Raw genomic sequence first — 16,881 nt, 5'->3', positions numbered from 1 at the left:
CCGGTCGCGGACCTAGCGCTGGCTCCCCAGCTGACGACGCAGATACTGAATCCGTGACTGCAGCTGGGTCACACTGGCCTGCGGCACCGCGGGACCGCCGCACACCCGGCGTAGCTCGGCATGGACCAACCCGTGCGGCTGGCCACTCTGCTTGGCATAGAGCCCCACCAGTGAGTTCAGCAGCGAGCGCTGTTCCTTGAGGGTTCGATACAGCGGCTCGGGGGTGGTCTCCGGCGGCGCGATTCCCGCGGCCTCACGATCATCCTGGCGGCGCTGTTGACGCTGCTGGCGCTGGGTGAGCAGCTCGTGCACCTGCTCGGGTTCGAGGATGCCGGGCAGCCCGATAAAATCGAGCTCCTCATCGGTCCCGGGTTCCGCGTAGCCGCCGAACTCCTGACCGTCAAAGACGACGCGATCGAAGTTCGCCGAGGATCCCATCGCCTCGAAGGAGAACAGCTCCTGACCGAGTTCCTCGGAGGCGCGATCCTCCTTATTGGCGGCGGCCACCATGGCGTCTTCGGGATTGTAGAAGTCGCCCTCGTCGCTGGTGGGACGATCCAGCGCGTGGTCGCGCTCGAGCTCCAGCGCGGCGGCCAGATTCATCAGCGGCGGCACGTTCGGCAGGAACACCGAGGCGGTCTCGCCGCGGCGGCGTGCCCGCACGAAGCGGCCAATCGCCTGCGCAAAAAACAGCGGGGTGGACGAGGAGGTTGCGTAGACCCCCACCGCCAGGCGAGGCACGTCCACCCCCTCGGATACCATCCGTACGGCCACCATCCAGCGGCTGGTGCCCTGGGAGAACTCATCGATCCGGTCGGAGGCACCGGCATCATCGGAGAGCACCACGGTGACCTCCTCGCCGGTGATCTCCTTCAACAGCGCCGCATACGCGCGCGCGGTGTAGTGATCGGTCGCGATGACCAGCCCACCGGCATCGGGGATCGCGTGCCGAACCTCGGTCAGTCGCTTATTGGCCGAGTCGAGCACCTGCGGCACCCACTCCCCCTTGGGGTCCAGCGCCGTGCGCCAGGCCTGCGAGGTGATGTCCTTGGTATTGCCCTCGCCGAGGCGCGCCTCCATCTCATCGCCGGCCTTGGTGCGCCAGCGCATGTGTCCGGCATAAACCATAAACATCACCGGACGCACCACGCCGTCCTGAAGCGCGCGGCCGTAGCCGTAGTTGTAGTCGGTGACCGAGGTGCGAATGCCCTTATTGTCCGGGGCGTAGAGCACAAAGGGGATCGGCGCGGTGTCCGAACGGAACGGGGTTCCGGTGAGCGAGAGTCGGCGGGTCGCGGGCTCAAAGGCGTCGCGGATCGCATCGCCCCAGCTGAGCGCGTCGCCGCCGTGATGGACCTCGTCCAGGATCACCAGGGTCTTGCGCGACTCGGTGATCTCGCGGTGCAGGGAGGCCCGTACGGCCACCTGAGCATAGGTCACCGCGGCCCCGTGATAGTGCGAGGCATAGCGGCGCTCGGCATTGGAGAAGTTCGGATCAAGCCGGATGCCGGCCCGGGCGGCGGCATCGGCCCACTGCTTTTTCAGGTGCTCGGTCGGGGCCACCACGGTGACCCGCTCAACCGTGCGCCGCGCCAACAGCTCGGCGGCCAGACGCAGGGCGAAGGTGGTTTTGCCCGCGCCCGGGGTAGCCGCGGCGAGAAAATCGCGCGGCTCGGTTTCAAAATACTTCTCGATCGCCTCGGCCTGCCAGGCCCGCAACTTGCTGACCGTACCCCACGCCGCACGCTCCGGGAAGGAGGGTGAGAGGTGTTCGGCGGCGGAGGTTCCGATGCGTGGACCGGAACCAGAATCCGGTGTCATCAACTCTTCGCTCACTGAACTAGACACTACCGGATACCCTCCGACACTGCCGAGCCGATGGCGAGTTTGCGCCCGCCTCCGAAATTTCCCGGGCGAGCCGGGTACATTAGAGGCGACCCTCGTTAGCGACCGGAAGGAACCCCGTGACCACCCCCGAACCCGCGACCGAATCACAGCTTCACCCGTGGCGACGAATGGTCTCCATCGGGGACTCCTTCACCGAGGGCATCGGTGATCCCGAGCCCGGTGCTCCCGGCGGAAACCGCGGCTGGGCCGACCGTGTGGCCGAGGTACTCGCCCGCGACTGCCCGGATTTTGCCTACGCTAACCTGGCCGTTCGAGGAAAGCTGATCGGTCAGATCATCAACGACCAGCTCGAACCCGCACTCAGCCTGCACCCCGACCTGATCACCCTGTGCGCCGGTGGCAACGATGTGATCCGCCCGGGCACCGACCCCGATGAGATCGCCGAGAAGCTCGACGGTGCCGTGCGCACCCTCTCCCGGGACGGGGCGACGATCGTCCTGTTCACCGGGGTGGACACCGGTTTCTCCCCGGTCATGCGGGCACTGCGTGGCAAGGTCGCGATCTACAACGAAAACGTGCGCGCCGTCGCCCAGCGCTACGACTGCATCGTCGCCGACCAGTGGGCACTCTCCGAGATCCAGGATCCCGGCATGTGGGCCCCCGATCGCCTGCACCTCAACCCCCTCGGCCACCACACCGTGGCCCGGATGGTGCTGGACGCGCTGAACGTCCCCAACGATCTCCAGCCGCTGCGTCCCGAGGCAATGCCCGAGTCCTCCTGGCGGCAGGCACGCTCGGAGGATCTGGCCTGGGCGCGCGAGCACCTGGTGCCCTGGGTGATTCGCCGGCTGCGTCACCAGAGCTCGGGCGATAACGTCAGCGCCAAGCGCCCCGAGGCTGCACCGATCATCTTCCCGGAGCCCTAACGTCCCACCGGATGTGAACAAAAACGCCCCGGACCGCGCCAGCATGTGGCGCGGTCCGGGGCGTTTTGGTCTGCGTGGCTACATCGGGTTGGCCAGGCGCCACCAGATCGAGGCCCCGTCCAGGTCATCCGCGAGGGCCACCGGGACCTCGGTGGACACCCCGTTCTCGGTCACCGTGATCTTGCCGGCCGGATCACCCTGCTTTCCCGAGGCCAGCGGATCGATGCTGGCCTTGCGGGTCACCGGGGAATCACGCCACACCACGGCGCGGGCATCCTCGGTGGCAACCACGTTGGCGTGGCTTCCCCACGGGGTCTGGATGAAGCCCACCGGGTCACCCTTTTTGATCAGGGTGGCCTCGCCGAAGGCCGAATACGTGCTGTCCAGCAGCTTGCTCACCGAGGCGAACAGCTCCTCATGGGTCGGAGCACCAATCACCACACCCACCACGGTGACCTTTTTGCCCGCAACCTCGCGCTCGGCGGCAAACATCAGGCAGGCCCCGGCGACAATCGTGGTGCCGGTCTTGATCCCGATGACACCGCCGGTTCCCAGCAGCTCATTGGTGTTTTTGAGGTTGCCGGCCTCGCCCAGGGCGGGAATCGAGGCGGTCTTCTCGGAGACGACGGTGCTGAGGACCGGGTGTGCCAGCACCAGCTTGGCGATTTCCACCAGGTTCGGCGGGGAGGACTGGCTGCCCGGGTTGATTCCGCTGGCATCGGCCAACACGGTGTCGGTCAGGCCGTGCTTATCCAGCCAGGCGCGTGCGGCCGGGAGGAAGTTCTCCATCGACCCGTAGGCCCAGTTCGCCAGGGTGATCGCATAGTTATTGCCGCTGGGAAGCATCAGGCCCTCAAGCAGCTGACGCTCGGTCACCTGCGCGCCCACCACCACCGGGGCACGGGATCCACCCTCGGCCACGGTGTCCTGATAGATCTGCTGATCCTGCGCGGTAAACGTATAGGTGGGGCCGGACTCCCCCTTGGCCAGCGGAAGCTTTTCCAGGACCACCAGGGCGGTGATCGTCTTGGTCATGCTGGCGATCGAGGTGCGCTCCTGCGAGCCGTGGCTGGCCAGGATTCCGTCGTATCCCACCTCACCGATCGCGGCCACGCCGTTGGCGGGCCAGGCGATGGGCTCCTTCGCGCTGGCGGGGGTGGCCAGCGTGGCCGCAGGGGTGGCGGCCGAGGCGGGCAGGGGGCGCAGCAGCGCATACCCGCCATAGCAGGCGGCTAGAACGGCTAATACGATGGCGATCGCGAGGGGCGCGCGGAGCAGCGATCGGCTGCGGGCCCGGGATCGCCGGTCTCGACGAAGGGGGAATTGGGTCACCGAATCAGTTTATGTGCGATCCCCTGAGCGTTTCGTGCGCGCCGCCGGAAACTAGTCGCGAATCCGCAATTCCCACAGCGCAACCGCACTCGCGGCGGCGACATTGAGCGAGTCCACCCCGTGCAGCATCGGAATGATCACCGTGCTGTCGGCGTGGTGCAGGGCCTGTCGGCTGAGGCCATCGCCCTCACTGCCGAGCATCAGGGCGATCTTCTCGGGCGCGTTCGCCGAGAACTCATCCAGGGTTACCGCACGCTCATCCAGAGCCAGCGCGGCCACATGGAATCCCGCGGCACTGAGGATCTCGCGCGCGTCGTCCCACTCGGGCATCCGGGTCCACGGCACCTGCAACACCGTACCCATACTCACCCGGACACTGCGGCGGTAGAGGGGGTCGGCGCAGCGCGGCGAGACCAGCACGGCGTCGGCTCCCAGGCCGGCTACCGCACGGAAGATGGCACCCACATTGGTGTGGTCCACGATGTCTTCCAGGATCACGATGCGACGGGCATCCCGAATCAGCTCGGCCATATCCGGTAGCTCGGGCCGGTGCATCGCGGCGAGCGCGCCCCGATGCATGTGAAATCCGGTGAGTTTTTCCAGCGTGGCCGCATCGCCCACATACACCGGAACATCGGGGAAGTCGGCGAGGATGGGTTCCATCTCGGCCAGCCACTTCTCGGCAAGCAGAACCGATCGGGGCACGTGACCGGCGGCGATGGCGCGGGTGATGACCTTGCTCGACTCGGCGATGTAGAGCCCGCCCTCGGGCTCGGTCACCCGGCGCAGGGCCACGTCGGTGAGCCGTGCATAATCGGCCAGTTCATCGAGCCCGTCCGGCCCCAGGGGAATAACGCGCACCCAAATACTCCTGTACTCACTACGGTGGTTATGTAACACCACGAGGGGATCATCCGATCCCCCGCTAGACCATCATTCCATCCCCGGCCCCTGGAGGCGTCACGTGCCCATTCCCGATTCGGCAGACCTCGACCGCGCGGCGGATATTCTGCGGGGCCGCAGCCTGGCGATTCTGACCGGTGCCGGTGTCTCCACCGACTCCGGAATCCCCGACTATCGCGGCCCGGGTGCCCCGGTGCGCAGGCCGATGACCGGGCCCGAGTTTCGGGCCTCGGCCGAGCGCCGTCGCCGCTACTGGGCCGGAGCCTTCCTCGGTGGACGCCTCATGCGGGCGGCCAAACCCAACCCCACCCATCGACTGCTGGCCGCGTGGGAGCGTTCGGGACGGGCCCTGGGGATCGCAACCCAGAACGTGGACGGGCTGCACCGTCAGGCGGGGACCCGAAAGCTCGTGGAGCTCCACGGGGGTCTGGATCGCGTGGTGTGTCTGTCCTGTGAGCAGGGGTTCGCCCGGCAGGCAATCACCGATCAGATCGCCCGGGAAAACCCGTGGCTGGCCCAGCTGGGTCCCGAGGATGCCGACCGGCTTAACCCCGACGGCGATGCCGAGGTGCCCGAGCTGGACGGCTTCACCGTGCCCGTGTGCACGGTCTGTGGCGGCCCACTCAAGCCCGACGTGGTCTTCTTCGGGGAGACCGTCCCCTCGGCCCGCTTTGCCCGCGCCCGCTCGATCGTGCACCGTGCCGACGCGCTGCTGGTGCTCGGGTCCTCGCTCACCGTGAACACCGGAATCCGGCTGCTGGATCAGGCCCGTCGCGACGGCTCCCCCATCATCACGATCAACCGCGGCACCACCGGCGGCGCATCCCGCGCAACGCTGGTACTGGAGGGCTCGGTGGCACCGGCCCTGCACGCACTGGATGAGCGGCTCGCCCACTAGCCGCATTCCGACCGGCCGGCCGGGTGGGGTTTCGAACTCCCGCCTGACCGGCCGGTTATGTGTCCGCCGGGTTAATTTTTTGCGCAGAGAAAACGCATAGCTGGCGTAAATACGGGGCATAGAGGGCTCATAGCCACGCCCGAGATAACAATCACTTTTGTACTTCTTGACCCGTGTTTTGGGGGTGCACTTTACTGAGCCTCGGGGGGACGAAGAGTCTTCCCCGGCTCTGGGGGAAATGTCGCGGGTCGCGACGGCATGAGTCTCGAGCTGACACCCATCGCGACCTTTCAAGGAGAACCATGTCCATCACCCTGGATGGCTCGGCTTCGGCCGAAAACACCGCGCCGCGCTCAGCCCGCGTCGCCCGAAAGATTGTGCTCGCCCTGCTGGGAGCGGCGTGCGCAGCAATCCTCGCCCTGGGCGCCGCGCCCAGCGCACAGGCCCAGGTTTTCCAGCCGCTGCCGCAGAACGCGGACGGCCTGGAGCAGACCTTCTCGCCGGCCTACGACTACGACACCGACGGCTGCTATGCCACCGCCGCGATCAGCGCCAGCGGACAGATCAACTCGGGGCTCGGCCTCGGCGGCGCGGTCAACGGCCACTGCCACGATGCCCCGCAGCTGCAAAATGCCAACACCTACTCCCGCGAGAAGTGCAATAACGGCTGGTGCGCGATCATGTACGCCAGCTACTTCGAGAAGGACCAGTCCTCCAACGGCGTCGGGGAGATCGCCGGCGGCAGCAACGGCCACCGTCACGACTGGGAGCACGTGATCATCTGGGTGCAGAACAACCAGGTGAAGTACGTCTCGCGCTCGGTGCACTCGGGATGGCAGGTGGATCCCGCCTCCAACGTCCGCTTCGACGGCACCCACGCCAAGGTGGTCTACCACAAGGAGGGTGGCTTCACCCACTACTTCCGCCTGGCCAACGCCTCAGATGACCGGGTGGAAAACGTCACCGGCGGCTGGGTCTACCCGCGCCTGGTGGGCTGGAACGGCTACCCCTCGGACTACCGTAACCGTCTGCTCAGCGCCAACTTCGGTTCGGCCACCATCAAGATCGGTGACCAGAACTTCGGTTACGGCCTGAACGCCGGCAAGCCCGCGGGAATTTCCTTCAACCCCTGGGGCTAACCCCCGGCATCAAAACATCGCACCCGCATTCCGGTTCTCCGGGTGCGGGTGTGGTGGTTAGGCCGGCAGACCCAGTTCGTCACGGATGAGGGCGGCCGCCTGCTCGGGGGTCTCATAGTGAATCAGATGCCCCACCTCGGGGATGATCTCCAGGCGGGCATCCGCAAGCTTTTCGGCGAGCTCGCGCTGCTTGGGCACCGAGGTGATGTCATCGTTCTCTGCGGCGATCAGCAGGGTGCGCACGGGAATCCTGTCGGCATACTGACTCACGTCATAGCGCACCGAGGTGTCAAACGCGTCCATCACGCTGGCCCGGTCGGCAAAAGCGCTGAAGTAGCGATCATGCTGATCGTGGATCCAGGCCCGACGCTCGGGGTCCTTGGTCTTCGCCATCGCGATACTGGAGACCCGGGTGATGATCCGCGAGCGCAGCAGCGCAAATCCCATTCCCTCGGGCAGGGACTTACCCGCCCAGTAGTAGAAGACTGCGAGTCGGGTGAGGATTCCACGCGGTCCCGACAGCGCCGGCGCGGCAATCGGGTTGACCAGGATCAGCGTGGAGACCGGCTGTCCGTCGGCCACCGCGGCCGACACCACAATCGACCCGAACGAGTGGCCGAGGATCACCGGCGGTGCGGCCAGATCGAGCGCGGCAATGAAACCTTGCAGCCAGCGCACATAGCCCTCAATATCGTGGCGGCCGCTGATAAACGCCGCGGACTCACCAAACCCGGGCAGGTCGGGGGCGATGATATGCGCGTCGGGGAACTGGGCCACAATCGGCTCCAGCCCGTGGTGATCACCGCGGAATCCGTGCACAAACACCATCGTCACCGCGGCATCCGGGTCACCATATTCCCAGTACGCGGTGCGTGCACCCTCCAGGGTCACCTCGCCGCGGCGGGTCGCAATCTGGTCGAGACGGGGCTGGTACGGGGAGATCGGTGCAGTCACATCCTCAGTTTAGGTGTTGTGCACAACACATTCCCGCCCGCTGCCCCTAGACTCGTTCGGAAGACAGTTCGATCCACCTCGTGGATCGTGCCCGTGCACCACAGATTGGAACAGTGTGACCTTTACTGCGCCCATCCAGCTTCCCGGCCTCGCACGCGAACCGCTCTGGTATCGCCGCGCGGTGTTCTATGAGGTGATGGTCCGCTCCTTCGTGGATAGTAACGCCGATGGAACCGGCGACATGAAGGGTCTGATCAGCAAGCTCGACTACCTGCAGTGGCTGGGAATCGATGCGCTGTGGCTTCCCCCGTTTTTCACCTCGCCCCTGCGCGATGGCGGCTACGATGTGGCCGACTACCGGTCCATCCTGCCGGAGTTTGGCACGATCGAGGAGTTCCGCGAGCTGGTGACCCGTGCGCATGAGCGCAATATGCGCGTCATCATCGACATTCCGCTGAACCACACCTCGGATCAGCACGCCTGGTTCCAGGCCTCCCGCGAGGATCCCGAGGGACCCTACGGCAACTTCTATGTCTGGAGTGATGACAACGAGAAGTTCCCGAATATTCGGATCATCTTCACCGACACCGAGGAGTCCAACTGGGCGTTTGATCCGGTGCGCAAGCAGTACTACTTCCACCGCTTCTTCTCCCACCAGCCGGACCTGAACTACGGCGAGCCCGCGGTTCACGAGGCCATCTTTGACGTGGTGCGGTTCTGGCTGGACCTCGGGGTGGATGGCTTCCGTCTGGACGCGGTCCCCTACCTCTATGAGTCCGATGAGGGCAACGGTGAGGGCGAACCGGAAACCCACGAGTTCCTGGTGAAGTTGCGCGCGATGCTGGATGAGGAGTATCCGGGTCGGATCATGCTCGCCGAGGCGAACCAGTGGCCCAAGGAAACCGCCGCGTTTTTCGGGACGGACGACGCCCCCGAGTGCCACATGGCCTTCGACTTCCCGGTCATGCCGCGCATCTTCTATGCGCTGCGTTCGCAGCAGTCCGAGGAGCTGGAGCGGGTTCTGCGCGAGGTCACCCACATCCCCGACTGGGCGGGCTGGGGCGTGTTCCTGCGCAACCACGACGAGCTCACCCTGGAGATGGTAAGCGAGGATTACCGCCAGGCCATGTACGGCTGGTACGCCTACGATCCGCGGATGCGGGTCAACGTGGGCATCCGGCGACGCCTCGCACCGCTGCTGGACAACTCCCGTGCCGAGTTGGAGCTCGCCCACGCGCTACTCTTCTCGCTGGGTGGCAGCCCGTTCCTCTATTACGGGGATGAGATCGGCATGGGCGATAACGTCTGGCTGGATGATCGGGACTCCTCCCGGACCCCGATGCAGTGGACACCGGACCGCAACGCGGGCTTCTCGGCCGCCGACCCCGGCAAGCTGTATCTGCCCGTGGTGCAGTCCCTGGTGTACAACTTCCAGAGCGTCAACGTCGAGTCCCAGCTGGCCCAGTCGGCGTCTCTGCTGCACTGGATCCGCAACGTGATCCACATCCGCAAGTCCCACCCGGTGTTTGGACTCGGAACCCTCGAGGTGGTCGACACCAACCACGGCTCGGTGCTCGCCTTCCGGCGCAGCTACGAGGGCAAGGTGGGACCGCAGAACGAGCCGGCCGAGGACGTCCTGTGTGTGTTTAGCTTCGCGCACCACCCTACCCCGGTGACGATCACCGACCCGTCCCTGGCCGGACATCGGGTGCGTGACCTGTTTGGTGGGGCGACCTTCCCCTCCTTCGGCGAAGATGGCACGCTGAACCTCACCATGGGCTCGCAGAGCTTCTACTGGCTGCACGTGAGCCGGCCCAGCGCCTAGTACCCCATCCGAAAACGCCTCGCGCTCCCCGGAGCGCGAGGCGTTTTTGCTGCGTGGACGGCGCTAACCGCGGTGTTTTGCCGGGCGGGCTGCCGCATGACGCGGCGCGGGCCGCTTCGTGCCGCCCGAGAGGAGCGGTGAAACCAGCCGATTCCACCAGAAGCGGATCCCGCGCCCGGGCCCCCAGTCCTTGAGTCGCATCGCCCACTTTTCCACGACGTGCCAGCTGAGCCAGGCGAGCGCAAACGAAATGACCAGGCTGGCCAGGGTCCACGGCAGGTATCCCCAGTTATGCCAGCCGAGATACGCGGTGAACTGCTGCACGAGGAACCCGTACAGGTACAGGCCGTAGGAGTAGTCGTTTTTGGCACCGATCCACTGCCAGCTCTGCGGCAGCGCGGCAGCCACCCAGAACAGGAAGTAGGCCAGGGCCGGATAGCCGAGGGTGTCCAGCAGCTGGAACTGGATGGCGATCAGGAACACCACACCCGAGGCGATACCGGCGACGTTACTCATCGGGATCCGTGTGGAATAGACCGCGAGAATCGCGCCCCACAGGAACACCAGCGGCAGCTGGATTGCGAAGCGGTCGGTGAGGAAGGGCGCATACGCGGCCAGAAACTCGGGATTGATGTGACGGATGAGGGCAAACGTGAAAAACACCCCGGTGAGCACAGGAACCATCCATCGGGCGAATCTCATCGCCCCGATCAACACGAGCACGCCGATGATGAGGTAGCAGGCCCACTCTCGCTCGAGCGTCCAGATCGAACCGTTGAGTACCGATCCGCCGGTCTGATTTCCGTACGGTGTGGTGGATTGAAAGATGTCCAGGATGCCAAAGTGCTGGATGGTCAGCATGGCGTTGCCCCGTAGGTACGAGCCAAACCACCCCGGCTGAGAAACGAAGTACGCACTCAGCGGACGATCCATCAGGTGCCACACTAGCGGCCCCACCGCGAGGGCGGCGACAATCAGCACCAGCCAGTAGGCGGGGAAAATACGCAGGCTACGACGCCAGAAAAACTGTACGGCATCGGCGTTCATCCCGCTCTTGGTGATCAGATATCCACTGATCGCGAAGAAGCCCAAAACGGCGAGTCCACCCAGGTTTTCCTCTTTGGTCCACAGCAGGGTGGGGTCCTGACCCCAGCCGCCCAGCGGAAAGGCATGGGAGAAGATCACCGACCCGGCAAGCACGAGTCGGATAATCCCGAGTGAGTTGCGATGACCCTGGAGCGCCGCGGATACCGTGGGCCGTGCCCGGCTCGTCGATCCCTGAGCGAGCGATACGGTTCGCCCCATAAGGTTCCTTTCTCCGCGGAAGCACCATCCGGGCCCGGTTCAGCCCCGCTCCTGCGCCGCCACACGGCGGCGGGAAAGCAGGCCACTCATCGCCGGTTCTCCAAGCCCTAACCAGGCGGTCAGCGTATCCTTCGGCTTCGATGGTGCGCGCGGAGACGACACCCACTGCACGCCGAACTGTCGGATGTCGCCCGCGCCCCAAGACCCGGGTTCTCCCCGGGGCGGCGCGTGTTCCACACCGGTATCGGTGGTCCGGCCTAAGCTTAGAAACGTGAATACCACCACGAGCATCTGGACCCAGCCGATCGCCGTCTTCGACCTGGAAACCACCGGGATCGACGTCACCACGAGCCGCATTGTGAGCGCGCATGTGGGCATTCTTGATGCGCGAGGCGAGGTGATCCGCAACCACGACTGGCTCGCGGATCCCGGAGTCGAGATTCCCGAGCAGGCCACCGCGGTGCACGGCATCACCACCGAGCGCGCCCGCGCCGAGGGTCAGCCCGCCGCCCTGGTGGTGGCGGAGATTATCTCGGCGCTGCGGGAGCTACTCACCGCCAACGTGCCGGTGGTCATCTACAACGCCCCCTATGACCTCAGTCTGCTGCACCACGAGGCGCTGCGCTACGGATACACGCCGCTGGAGAACCCGTCCCCGATCGTGGATCCGCTGGTGATCGACAAGGCGGTAGACCGCTTCCGCAAGGGAAAGCGCACGCTGGAGGCCTCGGCCGAGTTTTACGGGGTCTCACTGCTGGACGCGCACGACGCCGCCTCCGACGCGATTGCCGCCGGCCATGTGGCTCAGGCACTGATCCGCGCCCACGCCGACAAGCTGGAGGGGCTGAGCGCCGCCGAGCTGCACGCCAAGCAGGTGGAGTGGTGCGCCGAGCAGGCTGCCTCCTTCCAGGAGTACATGCGCCGCTCCAAGAACCCGAACTTTGTGGCCTCCGGGGAGTGGCCGGTCCGCTAGGGCCGCCCCTGCGTGTTAGCGCTGTCCCCAGCGCGGAGCGTCGGCACCCAGCGCCCGCGCCGGATGTTCCGAATCCACCCGAATACTCGCGGCGGAGGCGGGCCAGGCCAGGCGCTGTGCAAGCCCCCAGGACGTGTGTTCAATCCGGGAGGTGGGGGCCGGCGACTGCGTGACGATGGTGAGTGGATCGGTGCCGATGCGCGAATCCAGCAGGCTCGCGGTCTTGGCCAGCGACAGGCGCGCCCGCACCCCCTCGCCGTGATGCACGGACTGCGCCCAGGCGCGCAGGGCGGCGGTGGCCGCGAGCATCCCGGTTGCGTGATCGAGGGCCTGCACGGGCAGCGAGACCGGCACCGTTTCTCCCGCGGGGACGGCCGCGACGCCGGTACTAAACTGCACGATTGAGTCGAACCCGCGGCGGCCTCGCCAGGGGCCGCTCCACCCGTAGGCATTCAACGCGACCTCGGTGAGTCCCGGGCGGATTCGGGCGCGCTCCCACTCACCAAAGCCCAGACGTTCGAGGGCGTCGGCGCGGTAGCCGTGCACCAGGATGTCGGCCTCGGCCAGGAGGTTGAGAAAACGTTCCCGGTCCACCCGGTGGCGCAGATCGAGCCGGGCCGTGCGCTTGCCCCACAGCATCTCGGATTCCAGGGCGGGTTCGGACCAGTCCGGTGGGTCGATGCGGAGCACGTCGGCACCCAGCAGTGCCAGGGTGCGGGTCGCGACCGGGCCCGCGATGACGCGGGTCAGATCGAGTACCCGGACCCCGCGCAGGGGCTGCTCGGGGTCCGGGGCACCCTGTCGGCGGGCGGGAAAGCCGGTGGGGCCCCAGGCGATGAGTGGTTCGGCCGCAATCGCCTGCCCGGGGGCGGAATGCTCCCACTCCGTGCGGGTCTGTAACCGGGCGGCCGCTCCCCCGAAGCCGACGATGCGATCCTCGGCTTCGATCGAGTCCAGCTGCGCCAGGCGGGCCTCCAGACGCGCGCGGGTGGTGTCGTGAGCGAGGCCCAGGGCATCCAGCATCGCGATTCGGTGTGTGGGGGCGTTGGCGTGGGTGCGGATCCATCCGTCGGCGGTCTGGATCCCACCCGAGAGCGGGCTCCAGGGGTTGCCGGGGAGCCACCCCAGTGGGCGCAGGGTGCCATGGAACCAGGCGGATGCGCCCATCCGGGAGACGGTGACGGGTGTGTGCGCGGCGGGGGCGATGAGGTCGGCGGCGGCGATCTGGGCGGCCGCGAAGGTTGCGGCGGCAACGCTGCTGAGCAGGTCGGCGGGAGTTTCGGGGTCCTCGATACTCAGGCGTGTCGCCGCGGGATCCTGATCGCCAACCGCGGGCACGGCCTCACCACTCGCGAGCGGCGGGCGGGCCGCGAGAATCACATCGAGCAGGTCGGCAGTTTCCATAGTTTTATCCTGCCTCGCGGGGCCCGGTTCGGCAATGGCGCGCCAAAACAAAACCGGGCCCCTCCCGAAGGAGGAACCCGGTTGAGGTTTGGGTGCGGGTTACGCGCCGAAACCTGCGAAGCGCTGGTTGAACTTCTCCACGCGGCCGGCGGAGTCCATGATGCGCTGCTTGCCGGTGTAGAAGGGGTGCGAAGCCGAGGAGATTTCGACGTCGATGACCGGGTAGGTCACACCGTCGAGCTCGATGGTCTTGTCGCTGGTGACCGTGGTACGGGTCAGGAAGGTTTCACCCGATGCGAGGTCGCGGAACACAACTGCTTCGTAGGTGGGGTGGATGTCGGTCTTCATGAGGACTTCCTTGATAGTGGATGGTGGTAACGATAAACGTCTTGGGATTTGGCCGCGCGGCGCGAAACCTGCGCAGCTAAGTCAGCTACTAACTTTAGCAGACTTCATACCGGGGTGTGCGCGCACGCCCCGGCGGGTCTTGGGCCTAGACCGCGCGGGCGTTGTAACGCCCGCCGGTTTCGGTCACGTTGATCGGCAGACCAAACGTGGTGGAGAGGTTGTCCGAGGTCACGGTGTCCGCGAGCGGACCCTGTGCCACGATGCGACCCTCGCGGATGAGCAGTGCGTGGGTGAAGCCCACGGGGATTTCCTCCACGTGGTGGGTGACCATGACGATGGCCGGAGCCTCGCTTGAGCGGGCAAAACCGCCGAGCAGTGCGACGAGCTCCTCGCGGGCACCGAGGTCGAGGCTCGAGGCGGGCTCATCTAGCAGCAGCAGCTCGGGGTCGGTCATGACCGCACGGGCAATCTGTACGCGCTTCTGCTCGCCATCGCTCAGGGTGCCAAACGCGCGGTCGGCGAGGTGGTCAAGCTTCCACTCGTTCAGCACGCGGTGGGCGCGCTTCTCGTCGATGTTTTCGTACTCCTCGGTCCAGCGACCGGTCACCGAGTAGGCGGCGGTCATCACGACGTTGAGCACGGTCTCGCCCTGCGGCAGACGCTTGAAGAGTGCGCTGGAGGCGAATCCGATCCGCGGGCGCAGCTCGAAAACATCGGTGCGACCCAGGCGGTCACCGAGGATGTCCACGGCACCGAGGGTCGGGTAGAGCTGGGTGGCTGCAAGCTGCAGCAGGGTGGTTTTCCCGGCACCGTTGGGTCCGAGGATGACCCAGCGCTCATCGGAACCGACCGTCCAGGTCGCCGAATCCAGGATGGGGCTGCCATCTCGCAGCACCGATACGTCTTCTACGTGCAGAACCTTCGCCATGTTCTAAGCCTATCGCTCCCCACCCGGAGTGCGTGACACATCCGTCGCCGAGTTGATGCCAGAATGAGGCGATAGCCGTTTTGCGACAGAGAGCAGAAGACCATGAGCGACTCCCCCGCCCGTTTCCTGGTGATCCTGGATGTGGATTCCACCCTGATCAAAAATGAGGCGATTGAGCTGATTGCCGAGCGCGCCGGGAGCCTGGAGCACGTGGCCGCGGTGACCGAGCGGGCGATGCGCGGGGAGCTGGATTTTGCCGCGAGTCTGCGTGAGCGTGTCGCAACCCTGAAAGACCTGAGTGTTTCCGAGATCGACGCGGTGCGCGCAAAGATCGAGCTGAGCGATGGCGCGCGCGATCTGATCGCCGGGGTCCATGGTGCCGGTGGCCGGGTGGCCGTGGTGTCCGGTGGTTTCCACGAGCTGCTGGATCCTCTGGCGGAGTCGCTGGGGCTTGACCGCTGGCGTGCCAACCGCCTCGAGGTGATTGATGGCGCACTGACCGGCAAGGTGCTGGGTGACATCATCGACGCCGAGGCCAAGGCCGTGGCGCTGCGCGAGTGGGCGGGCGAGTTCGGGGTGCCCCTTGAACGCACCATCGCCGTGGGTGACGGCGCCAACGACCTGAAGATGATGGCGATCGCCGGGCTCTCGGTGGCCTATGACGCCAAGCCCGCCGTGCGCGCCCAGGCGAGCGTCGCCGTGGGCAGCCGCAACCTTTCGGACATTCTGCCGCTACTGGGCCTGCGCGGCTAGGCACAGAAAAACGCGGGGCACCTCGGAATCGAGGTGCCCCGCGTTTTTTCGTGTGAGACTAGTGGCCCATGCCCAGGCCGCCGTCGACGGGGATCACGGCACCGGAGATGTACCCGGCGTCCTCGCCACCGATCCACGCCACAACCTTGGCCACCTCGGAGGGCGAGGCGAAGCGTGCGGCGGGGATGCTGGCCTTGTACTGCTTCTGGGTGTCCTCGGGCAGTGCCGCGGTCATGTCGGTCTCGATGAACCCGGGGGCCACCACGTTGGCAGTGATGCCGCGGGCACCCAGCTCGCGGGTGATCGAGCGGGCCATGCCCACCAGGGCAGCCTTGGAGGCGGAGTAGTTGACCTGGCCGGGACCACCGTAGAGGCCCACGACACTGGAGATCAGCACGATGCGGCCGTAGCGCGCCTTGAGCATCCCCTTCGAGGCGCGCTTGACCACGCGGAAGGATCCACCCAGGTTGGTGTCGATCACGGTGTCGAAGTCCTCCTCGGACATGCGCATCAGCAGCGTGTCGCGGGTGATGCCGGCATTGGCGACCAGGACCTCGACCGGACCGTAGGCGGCCTCGATCTCGGTGAAGGCGGCGTCCACCGAGGCGGCGTCGGTGACATCGGCACGCACGGTCAGCGAACCGGCGGGGCCCTCACCCGAGCGTGCGGTCACGGCGACGCGGTGGCCCTGAGCGAGGAATTCCTCGGCGATGGCAAAGCCGATTCCGCGGTTTCCACCGGTGACAAGGACGGTACGAGGTTCGGTCATGTTTTCTCCTGAAACCTGGGCCTCGGCCGCGCCGGCGCGTGGGCATCCGGCGCGAATTCGAGGGAATGTTCGTGTCTGCGGGGCCACCCGGTGGCCGCGCGCTGGTTCCAGCTTAGGGTGTCCCGGGAAAGAGCGTAGGCTTAGGACCGACATGAACGACTCCTCGATCACCACACTGCCGCGATCACCCGAGGAAGACCGTCGCCGGCGCATGCGCCAATACTTCATCGCGATGGCTATCCGGATGGTGTGTTTGGTGAGCCTGATGTTTGTGCACGGCTGGTGGATGCTGGTACCCATCCTGGGCGCGGTGTTCATCCCCTACTTCGCGGTGCTGGTGGCCAATATGCCCGGGCCGGCGGTTGAGGGACACCGGGAATCCCCCGGCGGGCTGATCCCCACGGCCTCGATGCCCGAGACCGTGCGCATTCCCGAGCCTGCCCCGCAGCCGAGCTTTACCGAGGAGTCTGCCGCCGAGACCCCCGCCGATGCCGAGCCCGGCACGCCCGACAGCTGGGTCATCTATGAGCACCCCGCCGACGCCCCGACCCCCAAACCGGAGACCGCATGACCTCC

The 16,881-nt window shown here is 66.2% G+C and carries 16 protein-coding genes; 7 read left to right on the top strand and 9 right to left on the bottom strand.

Annotated elements, in window-relative coordinates:
* Positions 1-12 precede the first annotated feature (12 nt).
* Entirely contained in the window at positions 13-1,821 is a 1,809-nt protein-coding gene (locus M2390_RS11125) for a DEAD/DEAH box helicase (protein ID WP_259178726.1), read from the bottom strand.
* A gap of 194 nt (positions 1,822-2,015) precedes the next feature.
* Here M2390_RS11125 and M2390_RS11120 point away from each other — a divergent pair, with 194 nt between their 5' ends.
* Positions 2,016-2,774 (top strand): SGNH/GDSL hydrolase family protein, encoded by a 759-nt coding sequence (locus tag M2390_RS11120; protein WP_121688457.1) that lies wholly within the window; start codon positions 2,016-2,018, stop codon positions 2,772-2,774.
* Positions 2,775-2,852: 78 nt separating this feature from the next.
* Here M2390_RS11120 and M2390_RS11115 read toward each other — a convergent pair whose 3' ends face one another.
* Both M2390_RS11115 and M2390_RS11110 read right to left on the bottom strand, forming a co-directional pair.
* Positions 2,853-4,106, bottom strand: a complete 1,254-nt coding sequence (locus M2390_RS11115; RefSeq protein WP_259178724.1) for a D-alanyl-D-alanine carboxypeptidase family protein — start codon at positions 4,104-4,106, stop codon at positions 2,853-2,855.
* Positions 4,107-4,157: 51 nt separating this feature from the next.
* A complete protein-coding gene (locus tag M2390_RS11110; RefSeq protein ID WP_121687910.1) occupies positions 4,158-4,967 on the bottom strand; it encodes an RNA methyltransferase in 810 nt (269 codons plus the stop codon).
* A gap of 103 nt (positions 4,968-5,070) precedes the next feature.
* On the opposite strand from M2390_RS11110, the gene M2390_RS11105 reads away from it, so the two are divergent.
* Together M2390_RS11105 and M2390_RS11100 are read left to right on the top strand one after the other, a co-directional pair.
* The gene (locus tag M2390_RS11105) at positions 5,071-5,907 is read left to right on the top strand and encodes a Sir2 family NAD-dependent protein deacetylase (protein WP_259178719.1); all 837 of its coding nucleotides are present in this window, start codon (positions 5,071-5,073) and stop codon (positions 5,905-5,907) included.
* Positions 5,908-6,209: 302 nt separating this feature from the next.
* Entirely contained in the window at positions 6,210-7,046 is an 837-nt protein-coding gene (locus tag M2390_RS11100) for an NPP1 family protein (RefSeq protein WP_259178717.1), read from the top strand.
* A gap of 57 nt (positions 7,047-7,103) precedes the next feature.
* Here the strand turns inward: M2390_RS11100 and M2390_RS11095 are convergent, their stop codons facing one another.
* Positions 7,104-8,000: an alpha/beta fold hydrolase gene (locus M2390_RS11095; protein ID WP_259178715.1), complete on the bottom strand. Its 897-nt coding sequence runs from the start codon at positions 7,998-8,000 to the stop codon at positions 7,104-7,106.
* A 115-nt stretch (positions 8,001-8,115) separates the two neighbouring features.
* Here M2390_RS11095 and treS point away from each other — a divergent pair, with 115 nt between their 5' ends.
* Positions 8,116-9,825 (top strand): maltose alpha-D-glucosyltransferase, encoded by a 1,710-nt coding sequence (gene treS / locus M2390_RS11090; protein ID WP_259178713.1) that lies wholly within the window; start codon positions 8,116-8,118, stop codon positions 9,823-9,825.
* 63 nt (positions 9,826-9,888) lie between these two features.
* Here treS and M2390_RS11085 read toward each other — a convergent pair whose 3' ends face one another.
* Positions 9,889-11,130, bottom strand: coding sequence for an acyltransferase (locus M2390_RS11085; RefSeq protein ID WP_259178712.1), 1,242 nt, complete (start codon positions 11,128-11,130; stop codon positions 9,889-9,891).
* 271 nt (positions 11,131-11,401) lie between these two features.
* Here M2390_RS11085 and M2390_RS11080 point away from each other — a divergent pair, with 271 nt between their 5' ends.
* Positions 11,402-12,103 (top strand): 3'-5' exonuclease, encoded by a 702-nt coding sequence (locus M2390_RS11080; protein WP_245991927.1) that lies wholly within the window; start codon positions 11,402-11,404, stop codon positions 12,101-12,103.
* 15 nt (positions 12,104-12,118) lie between these two features.
* Here M2390_RS11080 and M2390_RS11075 read toward each other — a convergent pair whose 3' ends face one another.
* From M2390_RS11075 to M2390_RS11065, 3 genes are all read right to left on the bottom strand, one after another.
* Positions 12,119-13,507: a CoA transferase gene (locus M2390_RS11075; protein WP_259178710.1), complete on the bottom strand. Its 1,389-nt coding sequence runs from the start codon at positions 13,505-13,507 to the stop codon at positions 12,119-12,121.
* Between the two features lie 99 nt (positions 13,508-13,606).
* On the bottom strand, positions 13,607-13,855 hold the full coding sequence (locus M2390_RS11070; protein WP_121687917.1) for a type B 50S ribosomal protein L31: 249 nt from the start codon (positions 13,853-13,855) through the stop codon (positions 13,607-13,609).
* Between the two features lie 145 nt (positions 13,856-14,000).
* The gene (locus M2390_RS11065; RefSeq protein WP_259178708.1) at positions 14,001-14,783 is read right to left on the bottom strand and encodes an ABC transporter ATP-binding protein; all 783 of its coding nucleotides are present in this window, start codon (positions 14,781-14,783) and stop codon (positions 14,001-14,003) included.
* Positions 14,784-14,885: 102 nt separating this feature from the next.
* On the opposite strand from M2390_RS11065, the gene serB reads away from it, so the two are divergent.
* The gene (serB, locus tag M2390_RS11060; RefSeq protein ID WP_259178706.1) at positions 14,886-15,536 is read left to right on the top strand and encodes a phosphoserine phosphatase SerB; all 651 of its coding nucleotides are present in this window, start codon (positions 14,886-14,888) and stop codon (positions 15,534-15,536) included.
* Positions 15,537-15,594: 58 nt separating this feature from the next.
* Here the strand turns inward: serB and fabG are convergent, their stop codons facing one another.
* A complete protein-coding gene (fabG, locus tag M2390_RS11055; RefSeq protein WP_121687920.1) occupies positions 15,595-16,305 on the bottom strand; it encodes a 3-oxoacyl-ACP reductase FabG in 711 nt (236 codons plus the stop codon).
* A gap of 151 nt (positions 16,306-16,456) precedes the next feature.
* Between fabG and M2390_RS11050 the strand changes: the two genes are divergently transcribed.
* On the top strand, positions 16,457-16,876 hold the full coding sequence (locus M2390_RS11050; RefSeq protein WP_259178702.1) for a DUF3099 domain-containing protein: 420 nt from the start codon (positions 16,457-16,459) through the stop codon (positions 16,874-16,876).
* Positions 16,877-16,881: the final 5 nt, after the last annotated feature.

Origin of the sequence: Mycetocola sp. BIGb0189, assembly GCF_024810155.1 — a bacterium.
Classification (GTDB): domain Bacteria; phylum Actinomycetota; class Actinomycetes; order Actinomycetales; family Microbacteriaceae; genus Mycetocola; species Mycetocola lacteus.
Note: the sequence above shows the minus strand (reverse complement) of the source record. Positions and strands in the feature narration are given on the sequence as shown.